This is a genomic window from Streptomyces sp. NPDC060232, from assembly GCF_042726555.1.
Taxonomy (GTDB): domain Bacteria; phylum Actinomycetota; class Actinomycetes; order Streptomycetales; family Streptomycetaceae; genus Streptomyces.
The window spans coordinates 119796-141252 of the sequence record NZ_JBHXAG010000021.1; the positions used below are offsets into that span (position 1 = coordinate 119796).

At 73.1% G+C, this 21457-nt stretch carries 17 protein-coding genes and 1 pseudogene; 10 read left to right on the forward strand and 8 right to left on the reverse strand.

What is annotated here, in order from left to right:
- The first annotated feature begins 43 nt into the window (after positions 1-43).
- Positions 44-1462: a phytoene desaturase family protein gene (locus ACFWFZ_RS26945; protein WP_387125560.1), complete on the forward strand. Its 1419-nt coding sequence runs from the start codon at positions 44-46 to the stop codon at positions 1460-1462.
- Between the two features lie 44 nt (positions 1463-1506).
- A complete protein-coding gene (locus tag ACFWFZ_RS26950; RefSeq protein ID WP_387125561.1) occupies positions 1507-2037 on the forward strand; it encodes an O-acetyl-ADP-ribose deacetylase in 531 nt (176 codons plus the stop codon).
- 39 nt (positions 2038-2076) lie between these two features.
- Here the strand turns inward: ACFWFZ_RS26950 and ACFWFZ_RS26955 are convergent, their stop codons facing one another.
- Positions 2077-2565, reverse strand: coding sequence for an Lrp/AsnC family transcriptional regulator (locus ACFWFZ_RS26955; RefSeq protein WP_387125562.1), 489 nt, complete (start codon positions 2563-2565; stop codon positions 2077-2079).
- A gap of 136 nt (positions 2566-2701) precedes the next feature.
- On the opposite strand from ACFWFZ_RS26955, the gene ACFWFZ_RS26960 reads away from it, so the two are divergent.
- Both ACFWFZ_RS26960 and ACFWFZ_RS26965 read left to right on the forward strand, forming a co-directional pair.
- Positions 2702-3679, forward strand: a complete 978-nt coding sequence (locus tag ACFWFZ_RS26960) for a DMT family transporter (protein ID WP_387125563.1) — start codon at positions 2702-2704, stop codon at positions 3677-3679.
- Entirely contained in the window at positions 3672-4886 is a 1215-nt protein-coding gene (locus ACFWFZ_RS26965) for an aromatic amino acid transaminase (RefSeq protein ID WP_387125564.1), read from the forward strand. Before ACFWFZ_RS26960 ends, ACFWFZ_RS26965 begins: the two co-directional genes overlap by 8 nt.
- Positions 4887-4943: 57 nt before the next feature.
- Here the strand turns inward: ACFWFZ_RS26965 and ACFWFZ_RS26970 are convergent, their stop codons facing one another.
- Entirely contained in the window at positions 4944-5408 is a 465-nt protein-coding gene (locus ACFWFZ_RS26970; protein ID WP_387125565.1) for a hypothetical protein, read from the reverse strand.
- Positions 5409-5482: 74 nt separating this feature from the next.
- Positions 5483-7366, reverse strand: a complete 1884-nt coding sequence (locus tag ACFWFZ_RS26975; RefSeq protein WP_387125566.1) for an alpha/beta hydrolase — start codon at positions 7364-7366, stop codon at positions 5483-5485.
- Positions 7367-7706: 340 nt separating this feature from the next.
- Here ACFWFZ_RS26975 and ACFWFZ_RS26980 point away from each other — a divergent pair, with 340 nt between their 5' ends.
- The 3 genes from ACFWFZ_RS26980 (at position 7707) to ACFWFZ_RS26990 (ending at position 12417) form a co-directional block, all read left to right on the forward strand.
- Positions 7707-8816 carry a molybdopterin-dependent oxidoreductase gene (locus tag ACFWFZ_RS26980; protein ID WP_387125567.1) on the forward strand — a complete coding sequence of 370 codons (1110 nt, stop codon included), beginning with the start codon at positions 7707-7709 and terminating at the stop codon, positions 8814-8816.
- Positions 8813-10177, forward strand: a complete 1365-nt coding sequence (locus ACFWFZ_RS26985) for a rhodanese-like domain-containing protein (protein ID WP_387125568.1) — start codon at positions 8813-8815, stop codon at positions 10175-10177. The genes ACFWFZ_RS26980 and ACFWFZ_RS26985 overlap by 4 nt, the downstream gene beginning before the upstream one ends.
- A 173-nt stretch (positions 10178-10350) precedes the next feature.
- A complete protein-coding gene (locus tag ACFWFZ_RS26990) occupies positions 10351-12417 on the forward strand; it encodes a SpoIIE family protein phosphatase (protein ID WP_387125569.1) in 2067 nt (688 codons plus the stop codon).
- A 10-nt stretch (positions 12418-12427) separates the two neighbouring features.
- Here ACFWFZ_RS26990 and ACFWFZ_RS26995 read toward each other — a convergent pair whose 3' ends face one another.
- Complete coding sequence (locus ACFWFZ_RS26995) at positions 12428-15256, reverse strand: SpoIIE family protein phosphatase (protein ID WP_387125570.1); 2829 nt, start codon at positions 15254-15256, stop codon at positions 12428-12430.
- A 272-nt stretch (positions 15257-15528) separates the two neighbouring features.
- The gene (locus ACFWFZ_RS27000; protein WP_387125571.1) at positions 15529-16677 is read right to left on the reverse strand and encodes a glycerate kinase; all 1149 of its coding nucleotides are present in this window, start codon (positions 16675-16677) and stop codon (positions 15529-15531) included.
- A gap of 142 nt (positions 16678-16819) precedes the next feature.
- On the opposite strand from ACFWFZ_RS27000, the pseudogene ACFWFZ_RS27005 reads away from it, so the two are divergent.
- The 3 genes and pseudogenes from ACFWFZ_RS27005 to ACFWFZ_RS27015 all read left to right on the forward strand — a co-directional run.
- A pseudogene (locus ACFWFZ_RS27005) lies at positions 16820-17524 on the forward strand (BCCT family transporter); the annotation flags it as partial.
- Between the two features lie 210 nt (positions 17525-17734).
- Positions 17735-18235, forward strand: a complete 501-nt coding sequence (locus tag ACFWFZ_RS27010; protein ID WP_387125572.1) for an NUDIX domain-containing protein — start codon at positions 17735-17737, stop codon at positions 18233-18235.
- A gap of 36 nt (positions 18236-18271) precedes the next feature.
- Complete coding sequence (locus tag ACFWFZ_RS27015; RefSeq protein ID WP_387125573.1) at positions 18272-18700, forward strand: hypothetical protein; 429 nt, start codon at positions 18272-18274, stop codon at positions 18698-18700.
- Between the two features lie 7 nt (positions 18701-18707).
- Here ACFWFZ_RS27015 and ACFWFZ_RS27020 read toward each other — a convergent pair whose 3' ends face one another.
- From ACFWFZ_RS27020 to ACFWFZ_RS27030, 3 genes are all read right to left on the reverse strand, one after another.
- The gene (locus tag ACFWFZ_RS27020; RefSeq protein ID WP_387125574.1) at positions 18708-19097 is read right to left on the reverse strand and encodes an SHOCT domain-containing protein; all 390 of its coding nucleotides are present in this window, start codon (positions 19095-19097) and stop codon (positions 18708-18710) included.
- A gap of 76 nt (positions 19098-19173) precedes the next feature.
- Entirely contained in the window at positions 19174-19674 is a 501-nt protein-coding gene (locus ACFWFZ_RS27025) for a methylated-DNA--[protein]-cysteine S-methyltransferase (RefSeq protein WP_387125575.1), read from the reverse strand.
- A gap of 9 nt (positions 19675-19683) precedes the next feature.
- Positions 19684-21168: an AlkA N-terminal domain-containing protein gene (locus ACFWFZ_RS27030; protein WP_387125576.1), complete on the reverse strand. Its 1485-nt coding sequence runs from the start codon at positions 21166-21168 to the stop codon at positions 19684-19686.
- Between the last annotated feature and the right edge of the window lie 289 nt (positions 21169-21457).

Genomic DNA, 21457 nt, shown 5'->3' on the forward strand with positions numbered 1-21457 from the left:
ATATCCTGGAGGGGCGAACGCCGCCGGAAACGAAGGAGTGCAAGTGCCGTCGATTTTCGATGTGGTCGTGGTGGGGGCGGGCCCCAACGGGCTGACGGCCGCTGTCGAACTGGCCCGGCGCGGCTTCTCCGTTGCCGTCTTCGAGGCCGCCGACACGATCGGTGGCGGAGCCCGGACCGAGGAGCTCACCCTCCCCGGCTTCCGGCACGACCCCTGCTCGGCGGTGCACCCGCTCGGCATCGGCTCGCCGGTCTTCGCCACGATGCCGCTGAAGCGGTACGGGCTGGAGTGGCTGCACGCCCCGCTGCCCATGGCGCACCCCTTCGACGACGGCACGGCCGCCGTCCTCTCGCGCTCCGTCGCGGAGACGGCGGCGTCCCTGGGGCCGCGCGACGCCGGCGCCTACCGGCGACTGGTCCGCCCGTTCCTCGGCCGATGGGACACCCTGGCCCGGGACTTCATGTCCCTGCCGAACACCGCGCTGCCCCGCGACCCGGTGACCCTCGCCCGCTTCGGGCTCGCCGGTTTGCCGCCCTCGACCTGGCTCCTGTGCCGCTTCCAGGACGAACGGGCCCGCGCGCTGTTCGCGGGACTCGTGGCCCACGTCATCGCACCGCTCGGCGGGATCGGGACCGGCGCGGTCGGCCTGGTCTTCGCCCTCGCCGCCCACGCGGGCGGCTGGCCGATGCCCCGCGGCGGCTCCCAGTCCATCTCCGACGCCCTCGCCGCGTACCTGCGCGACCTCGGCGGCCAGATCCACACGGACTTCGAGGTCAAGCGGCTCGACGACCTCCCGCCCGCCCGCGCCTACGTCTTCGACACCTCGCCGACCGCGCTGGCCCGGATCGCCCGCCTCGGGCGCGCGTACGACGGCTACCGGTACGGCGCCTCCGTATTCAAGATCGACTACGCGCTGGACGGCCCGGTCCCGTGGACGGCCGAGGAGCCGCGCCGCGCCGGCACCGTCCAGGTCGGCCCGCGCATGCGCGACATCGACGCCGCCCTCCAGCTCGCTTCGGGCGGCAGGGCGCCCCGCACGCCCTTCCTCATCACGGCGCAGCCCAGTCTGGTCGACCCCGGCAGGGCCCCCGCGGGCAAGCACGTCTTCTGGGCGTACGGACATGTCCCCGCGGGCTGGGACGGCGACCTCACCGAAGCCGTCGAGGGCCAACTGGAGCGCTTCGCCCCCGGCTTCCGCGACCTGGTCCTGGCCCGCGCCACGGCCGGCCCGCCCCAGCTCGCCGCCCGCAACGCCAACTACGTCGGCGGGGACATCGCCTGCGGAGCCGCCTCGGGCCTCCAGCTCCTGCTGCGCCCGAGGATCAGCCTCTCCCCGTACAGCACGGCCCACCCGGCGGTCTTCATCTGCTCCTCGGCGACCCCGCCGGGGCCGGGCGTGCACGGCATGTCCGGCCACAACGCCGCCAAGGCGGTCTGGCGCCACCTGCGCAAGGCCGCCTGAGAGGGGCCCCGGGCCCCCGCAACCACGCTTGAGAAGGAGTTCCGATGGTCCGCATCACCCTCGTCCGCGGCGACATCACCGCCGAGCAGGCCGACGCCATCGTCAACGCCGCGAACTCCTCGCTGCTCGGCGGCGGCGGGGTCGACGGCGCCATCCACCGCAAGGGCGGCCCGGAGATCCTCGCCGCCTGCGAGGACCTGCGCCGCTCGCACTACGGCAAGGGCCTGCGGACAGGCCAGGCCGTCGCCACCACGGCCGGCCGGCTGCCCGCCGGACACGTCATCCACACCGTCGGCCCCGTCTGGTCGCGCGAAGAGGACCGGTCGGAGCTGCTCGCCTCCTGCTACCGCGAGTCGCTGCGCGTCGCCGACGAGCTGGGCGCCCGTACGGTCGCCTTCCCGGCCATCTCCACCGGCATCTACGGCTGGCCCATGGACGACGGCGCGAGGATCGCGGTCCGCACGGTCCGCGCGGCCCGTACCGAGGTCCAGGAGGTGCGCTTCGTCCTCTTCGACGAAGCCGCCCACGCCGCCTTCGAGGCGGCGGTCGAGGCGTCCCGGCAGGCGTCTTCGTAGACGTCCCGGCAGCAGTTGCGGCAGGACGTGCGGCAGGCGTCACGTCCCCCGCGCCCGGCGGGAGGCCCCCGGCGCCGGCCGCGGGTAGGTCCTGGACTGCTTGACGCTGCCGTAGGCGAAGCTCGACTCGATCGAGGCGATCCCGGGGATGGCGTGGATCCGGTGGCGCACCAGGGCCTCGTACGCCTCCAGGTCCTCGATGACGACCCGGAGCAGGTAGTCGCTGCTGCCCGCCATCAGGTAGCAGTCCTGGATGTGCTCGATGACCGCGACGTGCTCCTCGAAGAGGCGCACCGCCTCCGCCGTGTGCCGCTCCAGCCGGATCCGGACGAAGACGGTCACCGGCAGCCCGAAGGCGACCTGGTCGACCATGGCCGTGTAGCCGCGGATCAGACCCGCCTCCTCAAGCCGCCGCACCCGGCGCAGGCAGGGCGACGGGGACAGCCGGACGCGGTCGGCCAGTTCCTGGTTGGAAAGGCGCCCGTCCGTCTGCAATTCCCGGATGATCTGCAGATCGACTGCGTCCATGGCCACTCCTTGGCAGGTTCTGCCCCAAACGTATGTCCGAGAGGCAGAACTGGCAATCGGCTGCCCCGGCCGAAGGCCTAGCGTTGCCCTTGAGCGGACCGGACCGGTCCGTGTTCCAGAGGCTGGAGTGGATCCCTTGGTCGCGACGCACACCACCCGGGCGACCCTGCCTCCTGATGCGGCGGGCCCGCGCGCCGGACACCCCGGCCGGCGCGGGCTCTCCCCCCAGGCCCAGGGCATGCTGGCGCTGCTGGTGACGGTGTCGATCTGGGCGGCGTTCGCACTCAGCGCCCGCGCACTGAGCACCTCCTCGCTGCTGCCCGCCGACGCGGCGCTGCTGCGGTTCGGCTTCCCCCTCGTCGTCCTCCTCCCCGCCCTGTGGCGGCGCCGCCGCGCCATCGCCGCGGTCCGGCCGGGCCCCGCCCTGAAGATCGTCTGCGGTGCCGGGGTGCCCTTCTTCCTGGCCGCGATGCACGGCGGAGCGCTGACCTCCGCCGCCTTCGTCGGCTCCATCGTCCCCGGCATGGTCCCGCTCTTCGTCTCCCTGATCATGATCCGGCGCGGTCACGGCGTCCCGAGGGGGACACAGGCCGTCGGCCTGGCGCTGATCGCCGCCGGTGTGGTCGCGCTCGTCTGGCGCTACGTCGTCCCCGTGGACACGGACGTCCTCGCCGGGTCCGGCATCCTCCTGGTCGCCAGCGGTCTGTGGGCCCTCTACACGGTGGGGCTGCGCGAGGTGGACCTCGATCCCGTCGGATCGATCGGACTGCTCTGCCTGCCCTCCTTCGTGGTCATCGGACTGCTCGTCCTGACCGGGGTCCTGCCCACCGGGATCGCGCACGCCGCGGGCACCGACATCGCCCTGTTCCTGGTCGTGCAGGGTCTCGGCGTGGGGTTGTGCGCGGGCCTGCTCTACGCCTTCGCCATCCGCCGCCTGGGCGCCGAACGCAGCTCCGTCGTCGGCAGCCTCAGCCCCGTCGCCGTGGTCCTGCTCGCGATCCCCCTGCTCGGCGAGTCACCGACCGCCGCCGTCCTCGTCGGCGTCCCGCTCATCACCGCCGGCGTCGTCCTCGCCAACCGCCGCCCCCGACCCGAGGTGCCCGCAGATGCTTGAGCTCCTTCCCCCGCCGCCCACCGACCCGCTGTGGGACCTCACGTACGAGTTCGGCGGCGACGAGCGGCCCGAACGCCTCAACCTCGTCCTCGGTGTCTACCGGGACCAGTCGGAAACCACCCCCGTCATGGCCGCCGTCCGAGAGGCCGAGATGCGGCTGGCGCAGCGCTCCGAGTCCAAGGAGTACCGCGGGCTCTCCGGCAACACCGCCTTCAACCGTTCCCTGCTCGACCTGGTGCTGGGCCCGCACGGGCCCGCCGAGCGGGCCGCGGCCGTCCAGACCGTCGCCGGCTCCGGCGCGCTGCGGCTGCTCGCCGACCTGGTCTTCCGTACCCGCCCGGGCGCCACGGTGTGGATCAGCGACCCGGCCTACGTCAACCACCGGCCCATCCTGGAGGCCGCCGGGCTCAAGGTCCGCACCTACGGGTGGCGCGACGCCGACGGCGGCTTCGACACGGCCGGCGTGCTGCGGGAGCTGTCGGACGCGAGCCGCGACGATGTCGTCCTGCTCCAGGGGTGCTGCCACAACCCCACCGGCGTCGACCCCCTGCTGGACGACTGGGAGGCGCTGGCCGAGTCGGCCGAGCGCGGTGGCTGGGTGCCCTTCGTCGACCTCGCCTACCACGGGCTCGGCGACGGCCTGGAAGCCGACCTGGTGGCCACGCGGATGCTGGCGGCCCGGGTGCCCGAGATGCTGATCGCCGTGAGCTGCTCGAAGAACTTCGGCCTCTACAGCGACCGCGTCGGCTGCGCCATCGTCCTCGGCTCATCGGGCAGGGCCGTGCGGCACGCCGAGACGGCCCTGCAGAACGCCGCCCGCACCCTGTACTCGATGCCGCCCGAGCACGGCGCAGCCGTCGTGACCACGATCCTCCAGGACGAGGCGCTGCGAGCCTCCTGGCGGGCCGAGCTGGACGTCATGCGCGGCCGGATCATGGCCAACCGGGCGGACCTGACGGCCCACCTCGGCGCGCTCGGCTGCACGGAGCAGGCGCGCTCGCTGGCCCGGCAGAAGGGCATGTTCTCGATGCTGCCGCTGTCCCCGAACCAGATGCTGCGGCTGCGCAGGCAGTACGCCATCTACGGGACGACCTCGGGGCGGATCAACATCGCAGGCATACCGGCGCACCGGATCCCGTGCCTGGCCCAGGGGATCGCGGCGGTCCTGGACACGGCCGAGGTGCCCCGCCCGCGCGAGATGGCCTGAAGCCGGGCCCGAGCGGCCGGGCTGGCACCGACGCGGACGTCGGCGCCGCCCCGGCCGTCACTTGGGGTCGGTGTCCTTGAAGCACCGGGAGTACACGGCGAAGTTGATCAGGTTCTCGCCTCCGTCGGAGCTGTCCATCCACCTGGCCTCCAGCTGGGTGTGGGACTGCTCGTGGACGGCGAAGACCTCGATCCGCTTGCTCTCGGTCCTTTCGTTCGGGCCGTTCCTCACGATGTGCCAGCCGTTCTCCGGCAGCCGCGCGGCGAGGTTCTTCATGCCCTTGCCGAGGGTGTCGTGATCCACTCCGTACACGGACCAGACGTGCCGGACGTTGCGCAGGCCCTGCTTCTTCTCCTCGCTGGTGCCGCACGGATAGGTCGCTGGCCCCCCGTCGGTCACCTTGCCCTTCACCTGGGTCATGTCCAGTGCCCTGCTCGACAGGTCGCCGACCTCCTCCTCCACGTCCTGGTGGGCGCGGGGCTGCGGCGTGTACGAGCGCTGGGTGGAGGAGTCGTTGTCCACGAAAGTACATCCTGCTGTGAGGGCCAGGGCGCCGAGGAGCGCCAGGACAGTGACGTTACGCCTGTTCCTTCGAATCACTGGGGGGCCTTCCTGTCCAGCTCGACCTCATCGTAGAGCCCGGCTATGACGGCTGCCTGGTTCGAGAGGCTGATGGACGCCTTGCCGTCCTTCTCGTCCCAGAAGTTGCCGTGGCCCGGGGAATCGCTGTGCATCTTGTTGGCGCCGAAGGACTCGTCCGTGGGAATGGTCCAGTTGTCGCCGAGGCCGGCGAACCGGCCGCCACCTGTGACGAAGTTGTCGTCGCCCCCGCCCTCCATCGCCCACACGTGCTTGGGCTTGAAGCCCAGGTCGGCTGCGTGGTCCGCCTGCATGCCGGGGCTGCCGGCCACGACCACGTCGTCGACGGGCAGGGGATCGGCCCAGGTGTCGGCGTACTCGCTGCGGTACTTCGCCGTGTCGCCGATCAGCGTGGATCCGTAGCTGTGGCCCATGAGCGTCGTGTGCGAGCTGTCGCCGGTGGCCGACCGGTGGGCCGCCTCGGTGCCGTCGAGGAACTGCCGCAGCGTCGGGGCTCCCTGCTGCGCCCACTTGTCCTGGGTGGCCTCGGTGAGGATGGTGTTCGGGGCGTCGTAGTCGAACCAGGTGATGGTCGACACCGACTTGCCGGGCGCCATCCCCGAGGCCTCGCGCCACAGGGCGTCGCTCTTCGCGGCCTCGTCCTCGATGCTGCCCAGGGTCGTCTTCGTGCCCGGCACGAAGATGGCCGTGTGGTCCGCGGTGTCCGGGTTCCCGTTGGCCAGGATCACCCGGCCGTCATTGTTCGCCTCGGCGTCAAAACCGAGCAGGTATGCCTGGGGCAGTCCACGCTCGGCGCTTTCGTCGAAGCGCCTCTGGATGGTGTCCATGCCCTGCAGCCGGTCCTCCAGGTGGGCCTTGCGGTCCCCGTGCTTGTCGTTCCAGGCGCTCCACGCGTCGGTCTCTTCGCGCATCCACGCGCGCCCGCGCTGGACGTAGTGGTACTTGGGCTCGGGTTCCTTGGGGATCCCGTTCAGCTCCGTCTTGTAGAGGCCGTGTGTCTCCGCGAGGACCGTGCGGTTGGCGCTGTCGCGGGCGTCCGCGGGGAGCCCGTTCATGGCCCCGACGCTCGCCGGCTGAAGGGTGATGTAGGCCTCCTTCTCCCTGTCGGAAAGGCCCTTCCACCATTCGGCGTTCAGCTCGGGGTCGCTGCCCTTCGGCGGCGGGGGCTTGATATGGGCGAGGTAGTCCTTGGCCCCGGCCTGCACCTGCCCGGAGTCGGCCGCGACGTCGGCCCAGTCGGACTCGGAGACGACGAAGTCGTCGTCGGCCTTGAGCTTGCGCAGCTTGGGGGCCCACTGGGAGTCGGCCTCGGTGGCCTCGGCGACGGCCTGCGCGATCCGGTTGGCTATCTCCACCGCCTTCCCGAAGTTCGGGTTGGGGTGGATGTTGGCGGCCTGCCGCTCCAGCGCGGCGGACAGGTCGTTGGCGTCCTTGGTGGGGTCGATGACGTTCCCGGACGGTTTGCCCTTGGCGCTGCCACTGACCGTGCCGCCGTCAGGCAGCTTGCCGTCCTTCTCCTCGCCGGCGGGCGGGTAGCTGACCGAACCGTCCGCCCCCACCGAGAACTTCGCGGCCTCGGCGTCCGCGAGGGCGGCGTCCAGCTTCGACTTGGCCGTCGTCAGCGAGGCCGCCAGAGCGTTCAGTGAGGTCGCGGCGAGCCCGCATTCGACCTGCGTGTAGTGGAAGTTCTTCGCCAGCAGCAGGAGTTGCTCCACCGCGGCGTCCACCGCCTTGCCACTCAGCCCGGACCGGAGCCGCGTCGTGATCTGCTGCTCGGCGCTCGCGTAGGCGTGGTCGGCCATGCTGCTGACCGACCGGTACCCGTCCGCCGCCTCCGTGAACTCCGAAGGCTTGAGCGCCTTCAGCGTCGCGTAGTCCATCCCCGCGATCACCGCCCCCGTACATGTCTGCGAATGCAATGATCGCGATCTTACCTGCGGGGGTTCGTGAGCATGACAGTCCCCGGCAGTCCGTCGATTCCATGAGCCATCCGCCGTCGCCGATGGCTCCCGTGGTCGACAGGTACTGCCGGGGGCCTGGCCAGAGCCTGGACAAAGTCACTCGAACCCGAGGACGTCTCCTGGGGGAGGGGCGGCTCTTCCGGTGATCCGGTGTATATATGAGTTTCCTCCCTATTTGTTCCGAGTCAAGGGTTTCCCGGACGTACGCTGGAAGAAATTCGCGTCGCGCGCCGTACGAAGGCCGACGGGAGGTGTGGCCATGACCGCAGCGCCGGATTTCCGGGTCGCGCAGGGGCCCGGCGCCACAGCCTGGGCAGCCGAGACGGTCACGGACGCCCCGTACAACGCCCAGACCCCGTCGGCCGCGCTGGCCGAGCCCCTCACCCCTGCAGGTGCCCTCTTCGTACGCGGCCACTTCGGCATCCCGCCGACCGACTCCGGCCGGTGGCGGCTCCGGTTCGGCGGCGCCGTCGCCACCGCCTTCTCCATCGGCTACGAAGAACTGCTCGCGCTGGAACACCGCGAGCTCGATGTCGTCGTGGAATGCGCGGGCAACGGCCGCAGCCTGATGCGGCCGCCCCCGCCCGGCCTGCCCTGGAGCCAGCAGGCGGTGGGCTGCGCACACTTCGCGGGCGTGCCCTTTCACCTCCTCGCCGACCGCGCCGGGATCGACCCCGCCGCCGTCGAGGTCGTCTTCACCGGAGCCGACTCCGGCCCGGTGCACGGCCGCCGCACGCCCTTCGAACGCAGCCTCCCGCTCGCCGCGGCCCGCCACCCCGACACCCTCCTGGCCACTCGCATGAACGGCGAACCGCTCGCCCCCGAGCACGGGGCGCCGGTCCGTCTGGTGGCCCCCGGCCGGTACGCCGTCGCGGATGTGAAGTGGCTGGTCGGGGTACGGGCCGTGACCAGCCCCTTCGATGGGGTCTTCCAGGCCGAGGAGTACCTCTACCTCACCCCGCGCGGCACCCCCGAAGGCCCCGTGACGACGCTGCGGGTCAAGTCGCTCATCACCGAGCCCGCACCCGACGAGGACCTGCGCCGCGGCCACGAGACCCTGGTCCGGGGCCACGCCTGGTCGGGCGGCGGGGTGCCCGTGCGCAGCGTCGAGGTGCGGGCCGAACACGAGGAGGACGACCGCGGCCCGGACCACGTCCGGGGCTGGCACCAGGCCGACCTCGAAGCACCGGCCGGCCCGTACGCCTGGACCGGCTGGTCCTACCGGTGGACCCCGCAGCAGCCGGGTCCCTACCGGCTGCTGTCCCGCGCGACCGACGCCCACGGCGACACGCAGCCGCCGCAGGCCCCGTGGAACGCCCGTGGCTACGGCTGCAACCCCGTGGCCTCCGTCGAGGTGGTGGTCGTATGAACGGTTCCGAGGCGACGATCGACGTCATCGCCACCCCGTCGCTCGGGGACACCAGCTACCTGCTCGTGAGCGGAGACGAGGCCGCCCTCGTCGACCCGCAGCGCGACAGCTGGGAGCTGATGGAGTCCTGCGCCGCCAAGGGGGTCCGGATCCGGTACGTCCTGGAGACCCACGTCCACAACGACTACGTCTCCGGCGCGCTGGAGGTCCGTGCGGCGACCGGCGCCACCGTCGCCGGCCCGGCCCGCGCACCGTACGCCTTCGACCACCTGCCCATGGCCGAGGACGACGAGATCCGCGTCGGCGACGCGACCGTGCGGGCCGTGGAAACCCCGGGCCACACCGCCGAACACACCTCCTACCTGGTCTTCGACGACGACGCCCGGGCCCCGTCGGCCGTCTTCACCGGCGGCAGCCTCCTCGTCGGCAACGCCGGCCGGACCGACCTGTCCGGCAGCGGCCGTACGGAGGAACTCGCCAGGGCCCAGTACCGGACCCTGCGCCGGCTCGCCCTGCTCCCGGACGGCACCCGCGTGCTGCCGACACACGGCGCGGGCAGCTCCTGCGCGGCCGGCCCGGTGTCGGGGGAGCGGACCAGCACGGTCGGCACGGAGCGGCGCACCAATCCCGTGCTCACCGCCCAGGACGAGGAGGAGTTCGTCCGGGGACGGATGTCGGGCCTGCCCCCGTACCCCGCCTACTACCGCCACATGGGGTCCGTCAACGGGGCCGGGCCCCGCGTGCTCGGCGGCCCGCCCGTGATGCGCCCGCTCACCCCGGCCGTGGTGGAGGGGCTCCTCGGCGGCGGAGCGCAGATCGTCGACGGACGCGACCGGGCGGCCTTCGCCGCCGGCCACCTGCCCGACTCGATCTGCGACGAGCTCGACGAACGCTTCGCGAGCCTCGTCGGCGAGGTCGTGCCCTTCGGCACGCGGCTGGTCCTCGTCCTGCCCGAACCGGCCGGGGACGCGGCCCACGAGGCTGTGGTCCAGCTCCTGCGGATCGGATACGACGACATCGCCGGGTACCTGGCGGGAGGAACCGACGCCTGGGCGGCCGCCGGCCGTCCGCTGCGCACCTTCCGCACCGCGGACGCGGCAGCCCTGGCCGGGCACGTCGACGGCAGGCGGGTGCTCGACGTGCGGCCGGACCGCCCCGAGGGCGGCATCCCCGGCTCGCTCGCCGTGCCCCTCGCCGAACTGCCCCGCAGGATCGGCGAGCTGCCCCGCGACCGGGAGATCGTGGTGGTGTGCGGCAGCGGCCGCAGGGCGGCCGTCGCGGCAGGCCTGATCGACCGTGCGGGCATCCCGGTGACGGCGGTGATCAGCGGCGGAGCCCGGGAGCTGATGGCGCACGCCTGACGGCGGCCCGTACACCGGCTCCGCACGGCTGCCGCCATGCGCAGACGGCGCGGGTTTCGCGACGCCTTCACGGAGGTACGGTCCTCACCCGCCCTTCCGGTGACGCAGAGCCCGGCGCCGACGCCTCGGATAGGGTGAATCGGTAGGAATAGGGCCCCCGGGGTGAGGTCGGTGTGGACACTTACCAGTCGACGAGCGAGGTACCGGACCCGCCGGCGGCGGCTGTCGGCTACGCGGGCGTGCTCCGCGAGCTGCTGCCGATCGCCCTGTGGCGGGAGGACGCCGACGGCCGCATCGTGGAGTGGTCGCTGGCCGCCCAGGACCTGCTCGGGCACCGCCCCGAGGAGATCATCGGCCGCCCAGGGGCCTCCGTACTGGTCCCCGAGGCCAACTCGGAGCTCGCAGACCAGCTGACCCGCCGCGTCCAGGCCGGTGAGACCGTCGTCGGCACCCTCCCCGTGCGCCACCGCGACGGGCACCTCGTCGTGATGGAGATGTGGATCGTCCCCGCCGTCGACGCCACCGGGCGCACGGGAGCCATGCTCATCGCCGTGGAGACCTCCGAGGTCCTCCACATGCGCGACTCCCTCGCCGCCCTCCAGAGCCTCTTCACCCAGTCGCCCATCGGCCTCGCCACCCTCGGCCCCGACCTGCGCTTCCTGCGGGTCAACGACGCACTCGCCCGGATGAACGGCGTGTCCGCCGCCGAGCACCTCGGCAAACGCCTCACCGAAGTGGTCCCCGGGGTCAACGCCGCCGCCCTGGAGGCGACCATGCAGCAGGTCCTCGACCGGGGCACCGCCGTCGTCGACGTCCGCCGCACCGGGCGGACACCCGCCGACCCCGAACACGACCGGACCTGGTCCTGCTCCTACGCCCCGCTCCTCGACGGCTCCGGGCGGCCCCTCGGCGTGATCGCCTCCCTCATCGACATCACCGAAAGCCAGCAGGCCCAGGCCGACGCCGAGCTGGCCCAGCACCGCTTCGCCCTGCTCGCCGAGGCCGGCACCCGCATCGGCACGACCCTGGACCTGCACCAGACCGCCCAGGAGATCGTCGAACTCCTCGTGCCGCAGCTCGCGGACTCCGCCGACGTACAGCTCCTCGAATCGGTCCTGGGCCCCGACGAGGGCCCGACGGCCGCGGCCTCCACCCGCGGAATCCTGCGCCGCCTCGCGGCCCGGTTCCCCGACCCCTCCGCCCCCACCGCGAAACTCACCCCCGGCCAGACCTTCCGGATCCCCGCGGGCACCCTCTACGAGCGGGTCATCGCCGAGGGCCGGCCCATGAACCTCTACGTCTCCGACATCCCGGCACTGATCACCTCCCCGCGCGCCGGCGCCCTGCGGGCCTACCTGGCCACCCTGGGCTCGGCCCGCCTGGTCCCGCTCGTCGCCCGCGGCACCGTGCTGGGAACCGTCACCGTGACCCGGACGCGCGAGCGCGAGCCCTTCGACGAGCAGGACTGCGTACTCGTCGACGAACTCGTCGCCCGCGCCGCGCTCAACATCGACAACGCCCGCATGTACACCCGCCAGCGCCAGGCGGCCCTGACCCTCCAGCGCAGCCTCACCAACAGCGCCCTGCCCGAGGTCCCCGGCCTCGAACTCACCGGCCGCTACCTGCCCGCCAGCGACCACGACGTCGGCGGGGACTGGTTCGACGCCATCCCGCTGCCCGGCGGCCGGACCGGGCTGGTCATCGGGGACGTCATGGGCCACGGGGTCCACGCGGCGGCCGTCATGGGTCAGCTGCGCACGGCCGTACGGACCCTCGCACGCCACGGCGTACCGCCCGCGCACCTGCTCCGCTCCCTGGACGCGGTCGTCGCCGACCTGGGCGAGGACGAGATGGCGACCTGCGTGTACGCCGTGCACCACGCGGCGTCCGGCGCCTGCGTGATCGCCCGAGCCGGCCATCCGCCGCCGGCCGTCGTCGCCACCGACGGTACCGTCACCTTCCTCCACGCCCCGCCCGGGACCCCGCTGGGCGCCGGAGGGCGGGACTTCCGCACCGAGGAGGTGCGCCTGGCCCCGGGCAGCCTGCTCGTGCTCTACACCGACGGGCTCATCGAGGCCCGGGACCGCGACCTCGACCAGGGCATGGAGCAGCTAAGGCAGGCCCTGCACGGGATGGAGCAGCCCCTGGAGGGACTGTGCGACCAGATCCTGCGGCGGCTGCTGCCGTGCGCGCAGGAGGACGACGTGGCGATGCTGCTGGCCCGCGCCCGGCCCGTGTGACCCGCCCGGCTCACCAGGCCAGGTCCTCCAGCGAGTCCAGGTCCAGCGGCGGCTGCGGCTCCGCGGCCCCGGTCAGCGGCAGCTCGGCCCAGATGACCTTCCCGCGGTCGGTATAGCGGGTGCCCCACCGTTCGGCGTACTGCGCGACGAGGAACAGCCCGCGCCCGCCCTCGTCGGTGGTGGCCGCGTAGCGCAGGTGCGGGGAGGTGCTGCTGCCGTCGGAGACCTCGCAGATCAGGCTCCGGTCGCGCAGCAGGCGGACCCTGACGGGCGCGCTGCCGTACCGGATCGCGTTGGTGACCAGCTCGCTGAGGATCAGTTCCGCGGTGAAGGCGATGTCCTCCAGGCCCCACTCGACGAGCTGCGCCGAGCCGGCGTTGCGCACCCACGAGACGGCGGTGTACTCGCCGGGCACCTCCCATTCGGCGATCCGGTCCGCCTCCAGCCGCCGGGTGTCCGCGATCAGCAGGGCGATGTCGTCGCTCGGCACCGGGAACAGCATCGTGTCCAGCACGTCCGCGCAGGCCTCGTCGGGGCTGCGGCCGGGCCGTGACAGCGTCTCGGCGAGCAGGCGCAGACCCGTGTCGAAGTCCCGGTCGCGGTCCTCCACCAGGCCGTCCGTGAACAGCACGAGGCGGCTGCCCTCCGGCAGCTGGAACTCGACCGCCTCGAAGGGCATCCCGCCCACGCCGAGCGGGATCCCGGCCGGCATCTCGGGGAACTCCACCTGGCCGTCGGGGCGGATCAGGGCCGGCCCGGGGTGCCCGGCGCTCGCCATCCGGCACCGCCCGGAGGCCGGATCGTAGACCGCGTAGAGACAGGTGGCGCCGGTGACGGCGGACGCGCCCTCGGCCGCACCGTCGGGCCCCGCGTCCTCCGCGCCCGCTCCGCTCCCGTTCCCGTTCCCGTCGGCGCCGGCGTCCCCACTCCCGTTCCCGGCGCCGCCGGCCTCGTCCTGGTCGATCCGGTTGATCAGCTCGTCCAGGTGTCCGAGCAGCTCGTCCGGCGGCAGGTCGAGGGTGGAGAAGTTGTGCACCGCGGTCCGCAGCCGGCCCATGGTGGCCGCCGCGTGCACCCCGTGCCCGACGACGTCGCCGACGACCAGCGCCACCCGGGCGCCCGGCAGCGGGATCACGTCGAACCAGTCGCCCCCCACCCCCGCCGTCGCCGGCAGGTAGCGGTAGGCCACCTCCACGGCGCTCTGGTCGGGCAGCACCCGGGGCAGGAGGCTGCGCTGGAGCGTCACGGCCATCGCGTGCTCGCGGGTGAAGCGGCGGGCGTTGTCGACGGAGACGGCCGCGCGCGCACCCAGCTCCTCCGCGAAGGACAGGTCCTCCCCGTCGAAGGGCTCGGGGGTGTCGGCGCGCCAGAAGTTGGCCATGCCCAGCACCACACCGCGGGCCAGGAGGGGGACGGAGATCAGCGAATGCAGCCCGTACTCCAGGGCCGCGCGGGTGCCCTGGGAGTCCTGGGCCCGCCAGCCCATGGCCGCGTTCAGATCGGCCGCGAGCACCGCGTGCCCGGCGTCCAGGGCCGCCGCCATCGGCGCCGTGGGCACCTCGAACCGGATGAGGTCGCCGACCGGTTGGAGCGGCGAGTCGGTACGGATACCGGTGATGGCAGCCCGGCGCATCTCGGTGTAGACGCCGCCGGAGGGCTCGTCGCCGCGCAGCACGGGCTCCAGCAGCTCCACCGTCACGAAGTCCGCGAAGCGCGGTACGGCCACCTCCGACAGCTCCTCGGCGGTCCGCGCGACGTCCAGCGTGGTGCCGATCCGCACACCCGCGTCGTACAGCAGCTGGAGGCGCCTGCGGGCGACCTCGGCCCGGCCGGAGACCGAGGCGAGCTCGGTCGAGTCGCGCAGGGTCACCACACGGCCGGCCGGCCGCCCCGCGTAGGCCATCGTGGGCCGTACGTTGACCGCGAGCAGCCGGTCGCCCGCCAGGTGCACATGGTCGGTCACGACCCGGCCCGAGGCGAGCAGCTCGGTGGTGCGGGGGTCGAGGCCGAGGTCGCCGACGTCGTGCTCCTCGGCGTCCTGCGGCAGGTCGAGGAGCCGGCGGGCCTCGTCGTTGGCGAGGATGAGCCGCCGGTCGTTGCCGATGATCAGCACGCCCTCGCGGACGGCGTGCAGAACGGCCTCGTGGTGTTCGTTCATCCGGGTCATCTCGGCGGCGCCCAGGCCGCGTGTCTGGCGCAGCAGCCGCCGGCTGACCAGGGCGGCGCCGGCGGTGCCGAGCAGCAGACCGCCCGCCGCGGCGCCCACCAGGAGCGGGAGCTGCCCCTCGACCGCGTGGGCGACGTTCTCCACCTCGATGCCGGTGCCGACCAGGCCTATGACCTCGCCGTCCGCGTTCCGCACGGGCACCACCGCCCGGACGGCGTCGCTCGGCTGCCCCTTGAAAACCTGGGTGAAGGACTCCCCGGCGGCGGCCCGTGAGACGTCCGAGGCCCGCTGGCCGATCAGCTCGGGCCGCGAGTCGGTGTAGCGGACCCCGCGGACGTCCATCACCGCGATGAAGTCCAGGCCCGAGGCCCTGCGGGCGGCCTCGGCCAGCGGCTGGAGCGCTGCCGTCGGATCCGCAGACATCAGCGCCGCCGGGAGCCCGGGGGCGTGCGCGAAGGCCTCGGCGGCGGCGAGCGAGCGGTTGCGGGCGTCGCGCTGGCTGTCGTAACGGGCCTGGAAGACCAGGGCCAGCGCGGCGGCGGCGATCAGCAGCAGCACGATCACCGCCTGGAGGGCGAAGACCTGACCGGCGACACTGTGCGCCCCCCGGGACAGGCGCGCGGACATGCGCGAACCCCACCCGGTCGGCTGTCGACCAAAACGTCCGGTCATGAGCCCTTTCTAACACTGTCGGGGGATTTGGGCGTGGGCTACGCATCCCGCACCGTCCGCCGCCCCCGCCCTCCCGGGAACGGCCGAGGCCCGGCCCCCACCTGGGGGCCGGGCCTCGGCCGTGCTGCGAACGTCCCGCCTGCCCCGCGACGGCCGGCACGCGCGCTCGCCGCGTCGTCGATCGTCCGACTGCGCCCGGTACGAGGACGGCCCTCCGCCCTGTGATCGCACGCACCGGACGCCGCGGGGCCCGTCCTGCGGGCCGCCAGGGGTCAGAGGACGTCGGCTGCGATGCCGGCCGCGACCTGCTCCAGGAGGGGGCCCGCGTTCGGGATGGACTTGGCCGGGTCGGGCTCCAGGTCCGTCAGCGGGTAGGCCTTGCGGATGCCGGCCGCCTCCAGCGCCTCCTGGCCCAGCAGCAGCCGCCCGCAGACCGCGACCACCGGCTTGCCCGCCGCCCGCGCCGCCGCCGCGACGCCCGCGGGGGCCTTGCCGTGCAGGGTCTGCTCGTCCAGCGAGCCCTCACCGGTGATGACGAGCGTGGCCCGTTCCAGCGCCGGCGCGAAGCCCAGCACCTCCAGCATCAGCTCGATGCCGGGCCGGAAGCTCGCCCCCAGCAGCAGCGCGCCGTAGCCGATGCCGCCCGCACCGCCCGCGCCCGGGGAAGCGGCGAGCTCGGTGGCCTTCGGCCCGATCGCCTTCTCCAGCACCTGCGCGTAGTGCGCCAGCGCCGCGTCGAGCGTCGCCACGTCCTCGGGCGAGGCGCCCTTCTGCGGGCCGTAGACGGCCGCACAGCCCTTCGGGCCGGTCAGCGGGTTGTCCACGTCGCTGGCCAGGACGAAGTCGACGTCCGCGAAGCGGGGGTCCACGCCCGACAGGTCGGCCGAGGCCAGATCGGCCAGCGCACCGCCGCCCGGACCGACCGGTTCGCCGTTCGCATCCAGGAAGACCGCGCCGAGCGCCGCCAGCATGCCGGCGCCGCCGTCCGTGGTGGCGCTGCCGCCGACACCGAAGACGATCGAGCGGGCGCCCGCGTCCAGCGCGGCCCTGAGGACCTCGCCCGAGCCGTACGTGGTCGCCGTCAGCGGCGCGAAGGTGCCCGCCGGCAGCAGCTGGAGGCCGGAGGCCTCCGCCATCTCGACCACGGCGGTGCCCCCGCGCAGCGCGAAGGCGGCCGTGACCTGGTCGCCGAGCGGCCCGGTGACCCGTACCTCCCGGCGTTCGAAACCGGCCGCCACCGCGGCCGCGACCGTGCCGTCGCCGCCGTCCGCGACGGGGAGGGTCTCGATCTCCACGCCCGGCACGGCCCTGCGAAGGCCGGCCGTCACCCGCTCCGCGACCTGAACGGCCGTGAGCGAGCCCTTGAATTTGTCCGCGGCGATGAGCACGCGCGCGGCCTCAGTTACTGCTCCGTCCGTCACCTTGCTATCCCTTGCTATCGAACAGTGCAGTCGCGCCTCCATGAGCTTATCCGGAGGATCCTCCTATGCCCATGAGTGGCCTGGGCCACACCCGGCGCGCCATGCGCCCATAGAGGGACATACCCCTGCTTAAGGTGGCCGCATGAGCGCCGAATCACTGGAACAGCCGCGTCCGGACACCCCGGGCGGCGGCCCCGGCGATCCCGTGGACGGCGCCCCCGACCACACCGTCGTCGCCATCGGCGTGCTCGCCGTGCTCGCCGTCGTCGCCTGGGCGGCACTGGCCGGGGACTCCTTCGACACCGTGTCGAGCACCGCGCTGGCGTGGGTCCTGAACAACTTCGCCTGGCTGTTCGTGATCGCCGCAGACGTCTTCCTCGTCATGTGCGTCGTCCTCGCCATCAGCCGCTTCGGCCGCATCCGCCTCGGCGCGGACGACTCCGAGCCCGAGTTCACCAACCTCTCGTGGATCGCGATGATGTTCAGCGCGGGCATGGGCATCGGCCTGATGTTCTACGGCGTGGGGGAGCCCCTCACCCACTACCTCGCCCCGCCCCCCGCCTCCGGAGCGGCCCCCCGCACCGGCGGCGCCGCCCTCGCGGCCATGGAGTACTCCTTCTTCCACTGGACCCTCACCCCCTGGGCCATCTACGGCATCGCCGGACTCGCCCTCGCCTACGCGACCTTCCGCAAGGGCCGCGGCAACCGCCTCAGCTCCGCCTTCGTCCCCCTCATCGGCCGGGAGCGGGCCGGCGGCGCGCCCGGCAAGGCCATCGACCTGCTCGCCGTCTTCGCCACCGTCTTCGGCACCGCCACCAGCCTCGGCCTCGGCGCGCTCCAGGTCTCCGGCGCGGGACCCGCCCGCCACCATCCCCTGCACGGCATGCGGGACGCGGTCCGGGCCATGGTCGGCGACGCCGACACCGAGCAGGGGCCCGGCTCCCGACACGCCCGCCTGCACCGCGTCGCACAGTCCGGCGGCCGGGACCCCGAGGACGGTCCCGGCACCGGCCCCGGGACGGGCGTCTGACCGGCGGCACCTCGGTAGGGTGGCCGGGTGACCACCACGGATGACTACGCCACGTACATCGCGAGCCTGCCCCGGGTGCTGGCCGGCGCGGCCGCCCTCTACCGCGACGCCGAGGGCCGGGTCCTGCTCGTCGAGCCCAACTACCGCGAGGGCTGGGCCCTGCCGGGCGGCACCGTCGAGTCGGACCAGGGCGAGTCGCCGCGCAGCGCCGCCCGCCGCGAGAGCGCCGAGGAGATCGGTATCGACGTCCCCCTCGGCCGGCTCCTCGCCGTGGACTGGACGCTCGGCCCCGACCGGCCGCCGCTGGTCGCGTACCTCTACGACGGGGGCGTACTCGACGCGGCCCACCTCGCCTCGATCAGGCTGCAGGAGGAGGAGCTGATCTCGTGGCGGCTCGTCGACCCCGCCGAACTCACCGCCTACCTGCCCGGATCGCTCGGACGGCGCGTCCAAGAGGCCTACCGGGTCCTCCAGTCGGGTGAGGGCGCCGCGGAACTGGAGAACGGCCGGCGCCCGGTCACCGCGTAAACCCCCGGCTTACTTCGACCAGGACAGAATCAAAAGATGATCACGATGTACGCCTGGCCCAGCACGGCCGACGGGCCGGACGCCCTGCCCATGGTCCACTTCACCACGGACGAGCAGGCCGGCGGCGAGGTCGCCCCCGACGGGACGCCGGTGTGGCTCTTCGACACCGCGATACGCGAGGGCGGCTGGGCCCGGTTCGCCGACTTCGAGGGCTGGTCCACGCCCGCCGCCGACTGGCGGGCCCTCTACCGCCGCGAGGACGACTTCCTCGCCGTCACCGGCCCCGGCGCCTGCCAGGGCTGGTACGAGGGCAACCTCGGGGCCGACGCCGCATGGGTGGCGGCGGCCGCCACCCAGCAGAGCGTGGTGCTGCTTGCCGCCCCCGTGCAGCACCCCTCGCTCTACGGCTACGCCGTGGAGGCCGGCGCCGGCTTCGCCCTGCTCGTCCCGCTCCTCGTGGTCTGACCGGGGGTCAGGCCAGCAGCTTGGCCTTGGCGCGGTCGAACTCCTCCTGGGTGATGTCGCCCTTGTCCTTGAGGGCGGAGAGCTTGTGCAGCTCGTCCGCCGAACCGCCGCCGGGGCCGGCCGCCTGCTGGACGTACTGCTTGAAGGCCGCCTCGTTCTCCTGCATCTGCTTCATGTCCCGCTCGCCCATGCTCTTCCCGCGGGCGATGAGGTACACGAACACGCCGAGGAACGGCAGGATCAGTACGAAGATCAGCCATCCCGTCTTGCCCCAGCCGCTCATCGTGTGGTCACGGAAGATGTCCGTGATGATCTTGAAGAGCAGGAAGAACCACATGATCCACAGGAACAGCCACAGCATCGTCCAGAAGAGGTTCAGAAGCGGATAGTCGTCCATGCCCGGCTCCGATCTTGTTGCGGTATATCTTTCATACAGGTTGCCCTGTATGTCCGCATTCGGAGCGGTCCGCGGCCTACGCCTGGGGACGGGAGGCGGACTCGAAAGCCAGCAGCTGCACCTTGCGCTCGACCCCGCCGCCGTAGCCGGTCATGCTGCCGGACGCACCGATCACCCGGTGGCACGGCACGATGATCCCGACCGGGTTCCTCCCGTTGGCCAGGCCCACCGCCCGCGAGGCGTTCGGCTTGCCCAGCCTCGCCGCCAGCTCCCCGTACGACCAGGTCTCGCCGTACGGGATCCGTACGAGCTGCTCCCACACGGTGCGCTGGAAATCGGTGCCTTCCAGCCGCAGCGGCAGGTCGAACTCGGTCAACTCCCCGGCGAAGTAAGCGGCCAACTGCCGCACCACTTCCGGGAACGGCTCCTCGGAGGGGGCCACCCGCTCCCCGAAGAACTCCTCGGCCGGCCGGTGGCGCTGTCCGGTCATGTAGAGGCCGCTGAGGACGCCGTCCGCGGCGACCAGGGTGAGCGGACCGTACGGGCTGTCGACGACGGTGTGCTGCTTGGCGTTCATGGATGCTCCTCAGACGGGCAGGTGGTTGACGGGGTGGGAGTCCGTGGCCCACAGGTACTGGACGGCGTACGCCCGCCAGGGCCGCCAGCCGGCGGCCCGCGCCGTCAGCGCCGACGGGGTGGACGGCAGACCGAGCCCCTGCGCCGCGCGCCGCACGCCCAGGTCGGACGGCAGGAACGCGTCCGGGTCGCCGAGCGCCCGCATCGCGATCACCTCGGTGGTCCACGGGCCGAAACCGGGCAGCGCCGACAGCTGCGCGCGGGCCGCGTCCCAGTCGCTGTCGAAGCCGAGCGGCAGCGAACCGTCGGCGAGCGCAGAGACCAGGCCGGTGAGGGTGGCCCGCCGGCTGCGCGGCAGGGCCAGCGACTCGGGGTCGAGGCCGGCCAGGGCCTGCGGCGAGGGGAAGAGGTGCGTCAGCCCGCCCAGCGGGTCCTCCACGCGTTCGCCGTACGCCGTGACCAGCCGGGCGGCGTGCGTGCGCGCCGCCGCCGTGGACACCTGCTGGCCCAGCACGGCCCGTACGGCGAACTCCGCCGCGTCGACCGTACGGGGGACCCGGCGCCCGGGGGCCTTGTCCACGAGCGGAGCCAGCAGCGGGTCGGAGCGCAGTTGCTCGTCGACGGCCACGGGATCGGAGTCGAGGTCGAGCATCCAGCGGCAGCGGCTGATGGCGATCGTCAGGTCGCGCAGGTCGGTGAGCGCGAGGCGGCAGCCGATGTGGTCGGGCTGCGGGGTCAGCGCGACGACACCGGTGCCGTGGGGCAGGCGCAGGGTGCGGCGGTAGGCGCCGTCGCGCCACTCCTCGACGCCGGGCACCGCGGTCGCGGCGAGGTGCCCGAAGAGGTTGTCCGGGTTCAGGGGCGTACGGAACGGCAGGCGCAGGCTGATCGTCCCGGGGATCCGGGGCGGGGCGTTCCTGTTGCGGCCGGCCCTGACCGACCGGTGCCGCAGCTCGCTCGGGGACAGGGCGAAGACCTCGCGGACGGTGTCGTTGAAGGTGCGGATGGAGGCGAAGCCGGCGGCGAAGGCCACGTCGCCCATCGGCAGCTCGGAGGTCTCGATGAGCAGCCGGGCGGTCTGCGCGCGCTGCGCCCTGGCCAGGGCCAGGGGGCCGGCTCCGAGCTCGGCGCCCAGCTGCCGCTCGACCTGGCGGGCGGAGTACCCGAGGCGGGCGGCGAGCCCGGGGACCCCTTCGCGGTCCACGACCCCGTCCTGGATCAGGCGCATCGCCCGGGCGACGGCGTCGGCGCGGGCGTTCCATTCGGGCGAACCGGGGCTGGTGTCGGGCCGGCAGCGCTTGCAGGCACGGAACCCGGCCTGCTGGCAGGCGGCGGCGCTGGGGAGGAAGGTCATGTTCTCGACCTTCGGGGGTACGGCGGGGCAGCTGGGCCGGCAGTAGATCCGGGTGGTCAGGACGGCGGTGAAGAACCAGCCGTCGAAGCGGGCGTCCTTCGACTGCACGGCCCTTACGCAGCGCTCGGTGTCGGTGTGCATGGCTCCAGGATCCGGGCCGGGATCGACGGGGGCTGGCGGTTTTCCGACATCAAGCGTAGCCCTGGCCGGGGGCTCGGCGGGGCTCGGCGGGGCTCGGCGGGGGCTGCGGGGATGGGGCGGGGCCGTGACCGGCGGCGGGGCGGGGGGTGCCCGGGGTAGGCATGATTTATGGCCCCCCGAGCCCTCAGGAAGTGCTCCCCGGTATGGGCCACAAATCACGTTTGACACCCCGGACACCCCCCGCCCCCACTCCGCGCCCCCCCCACCCCGCCCGCGGGGGTGAGGCGGC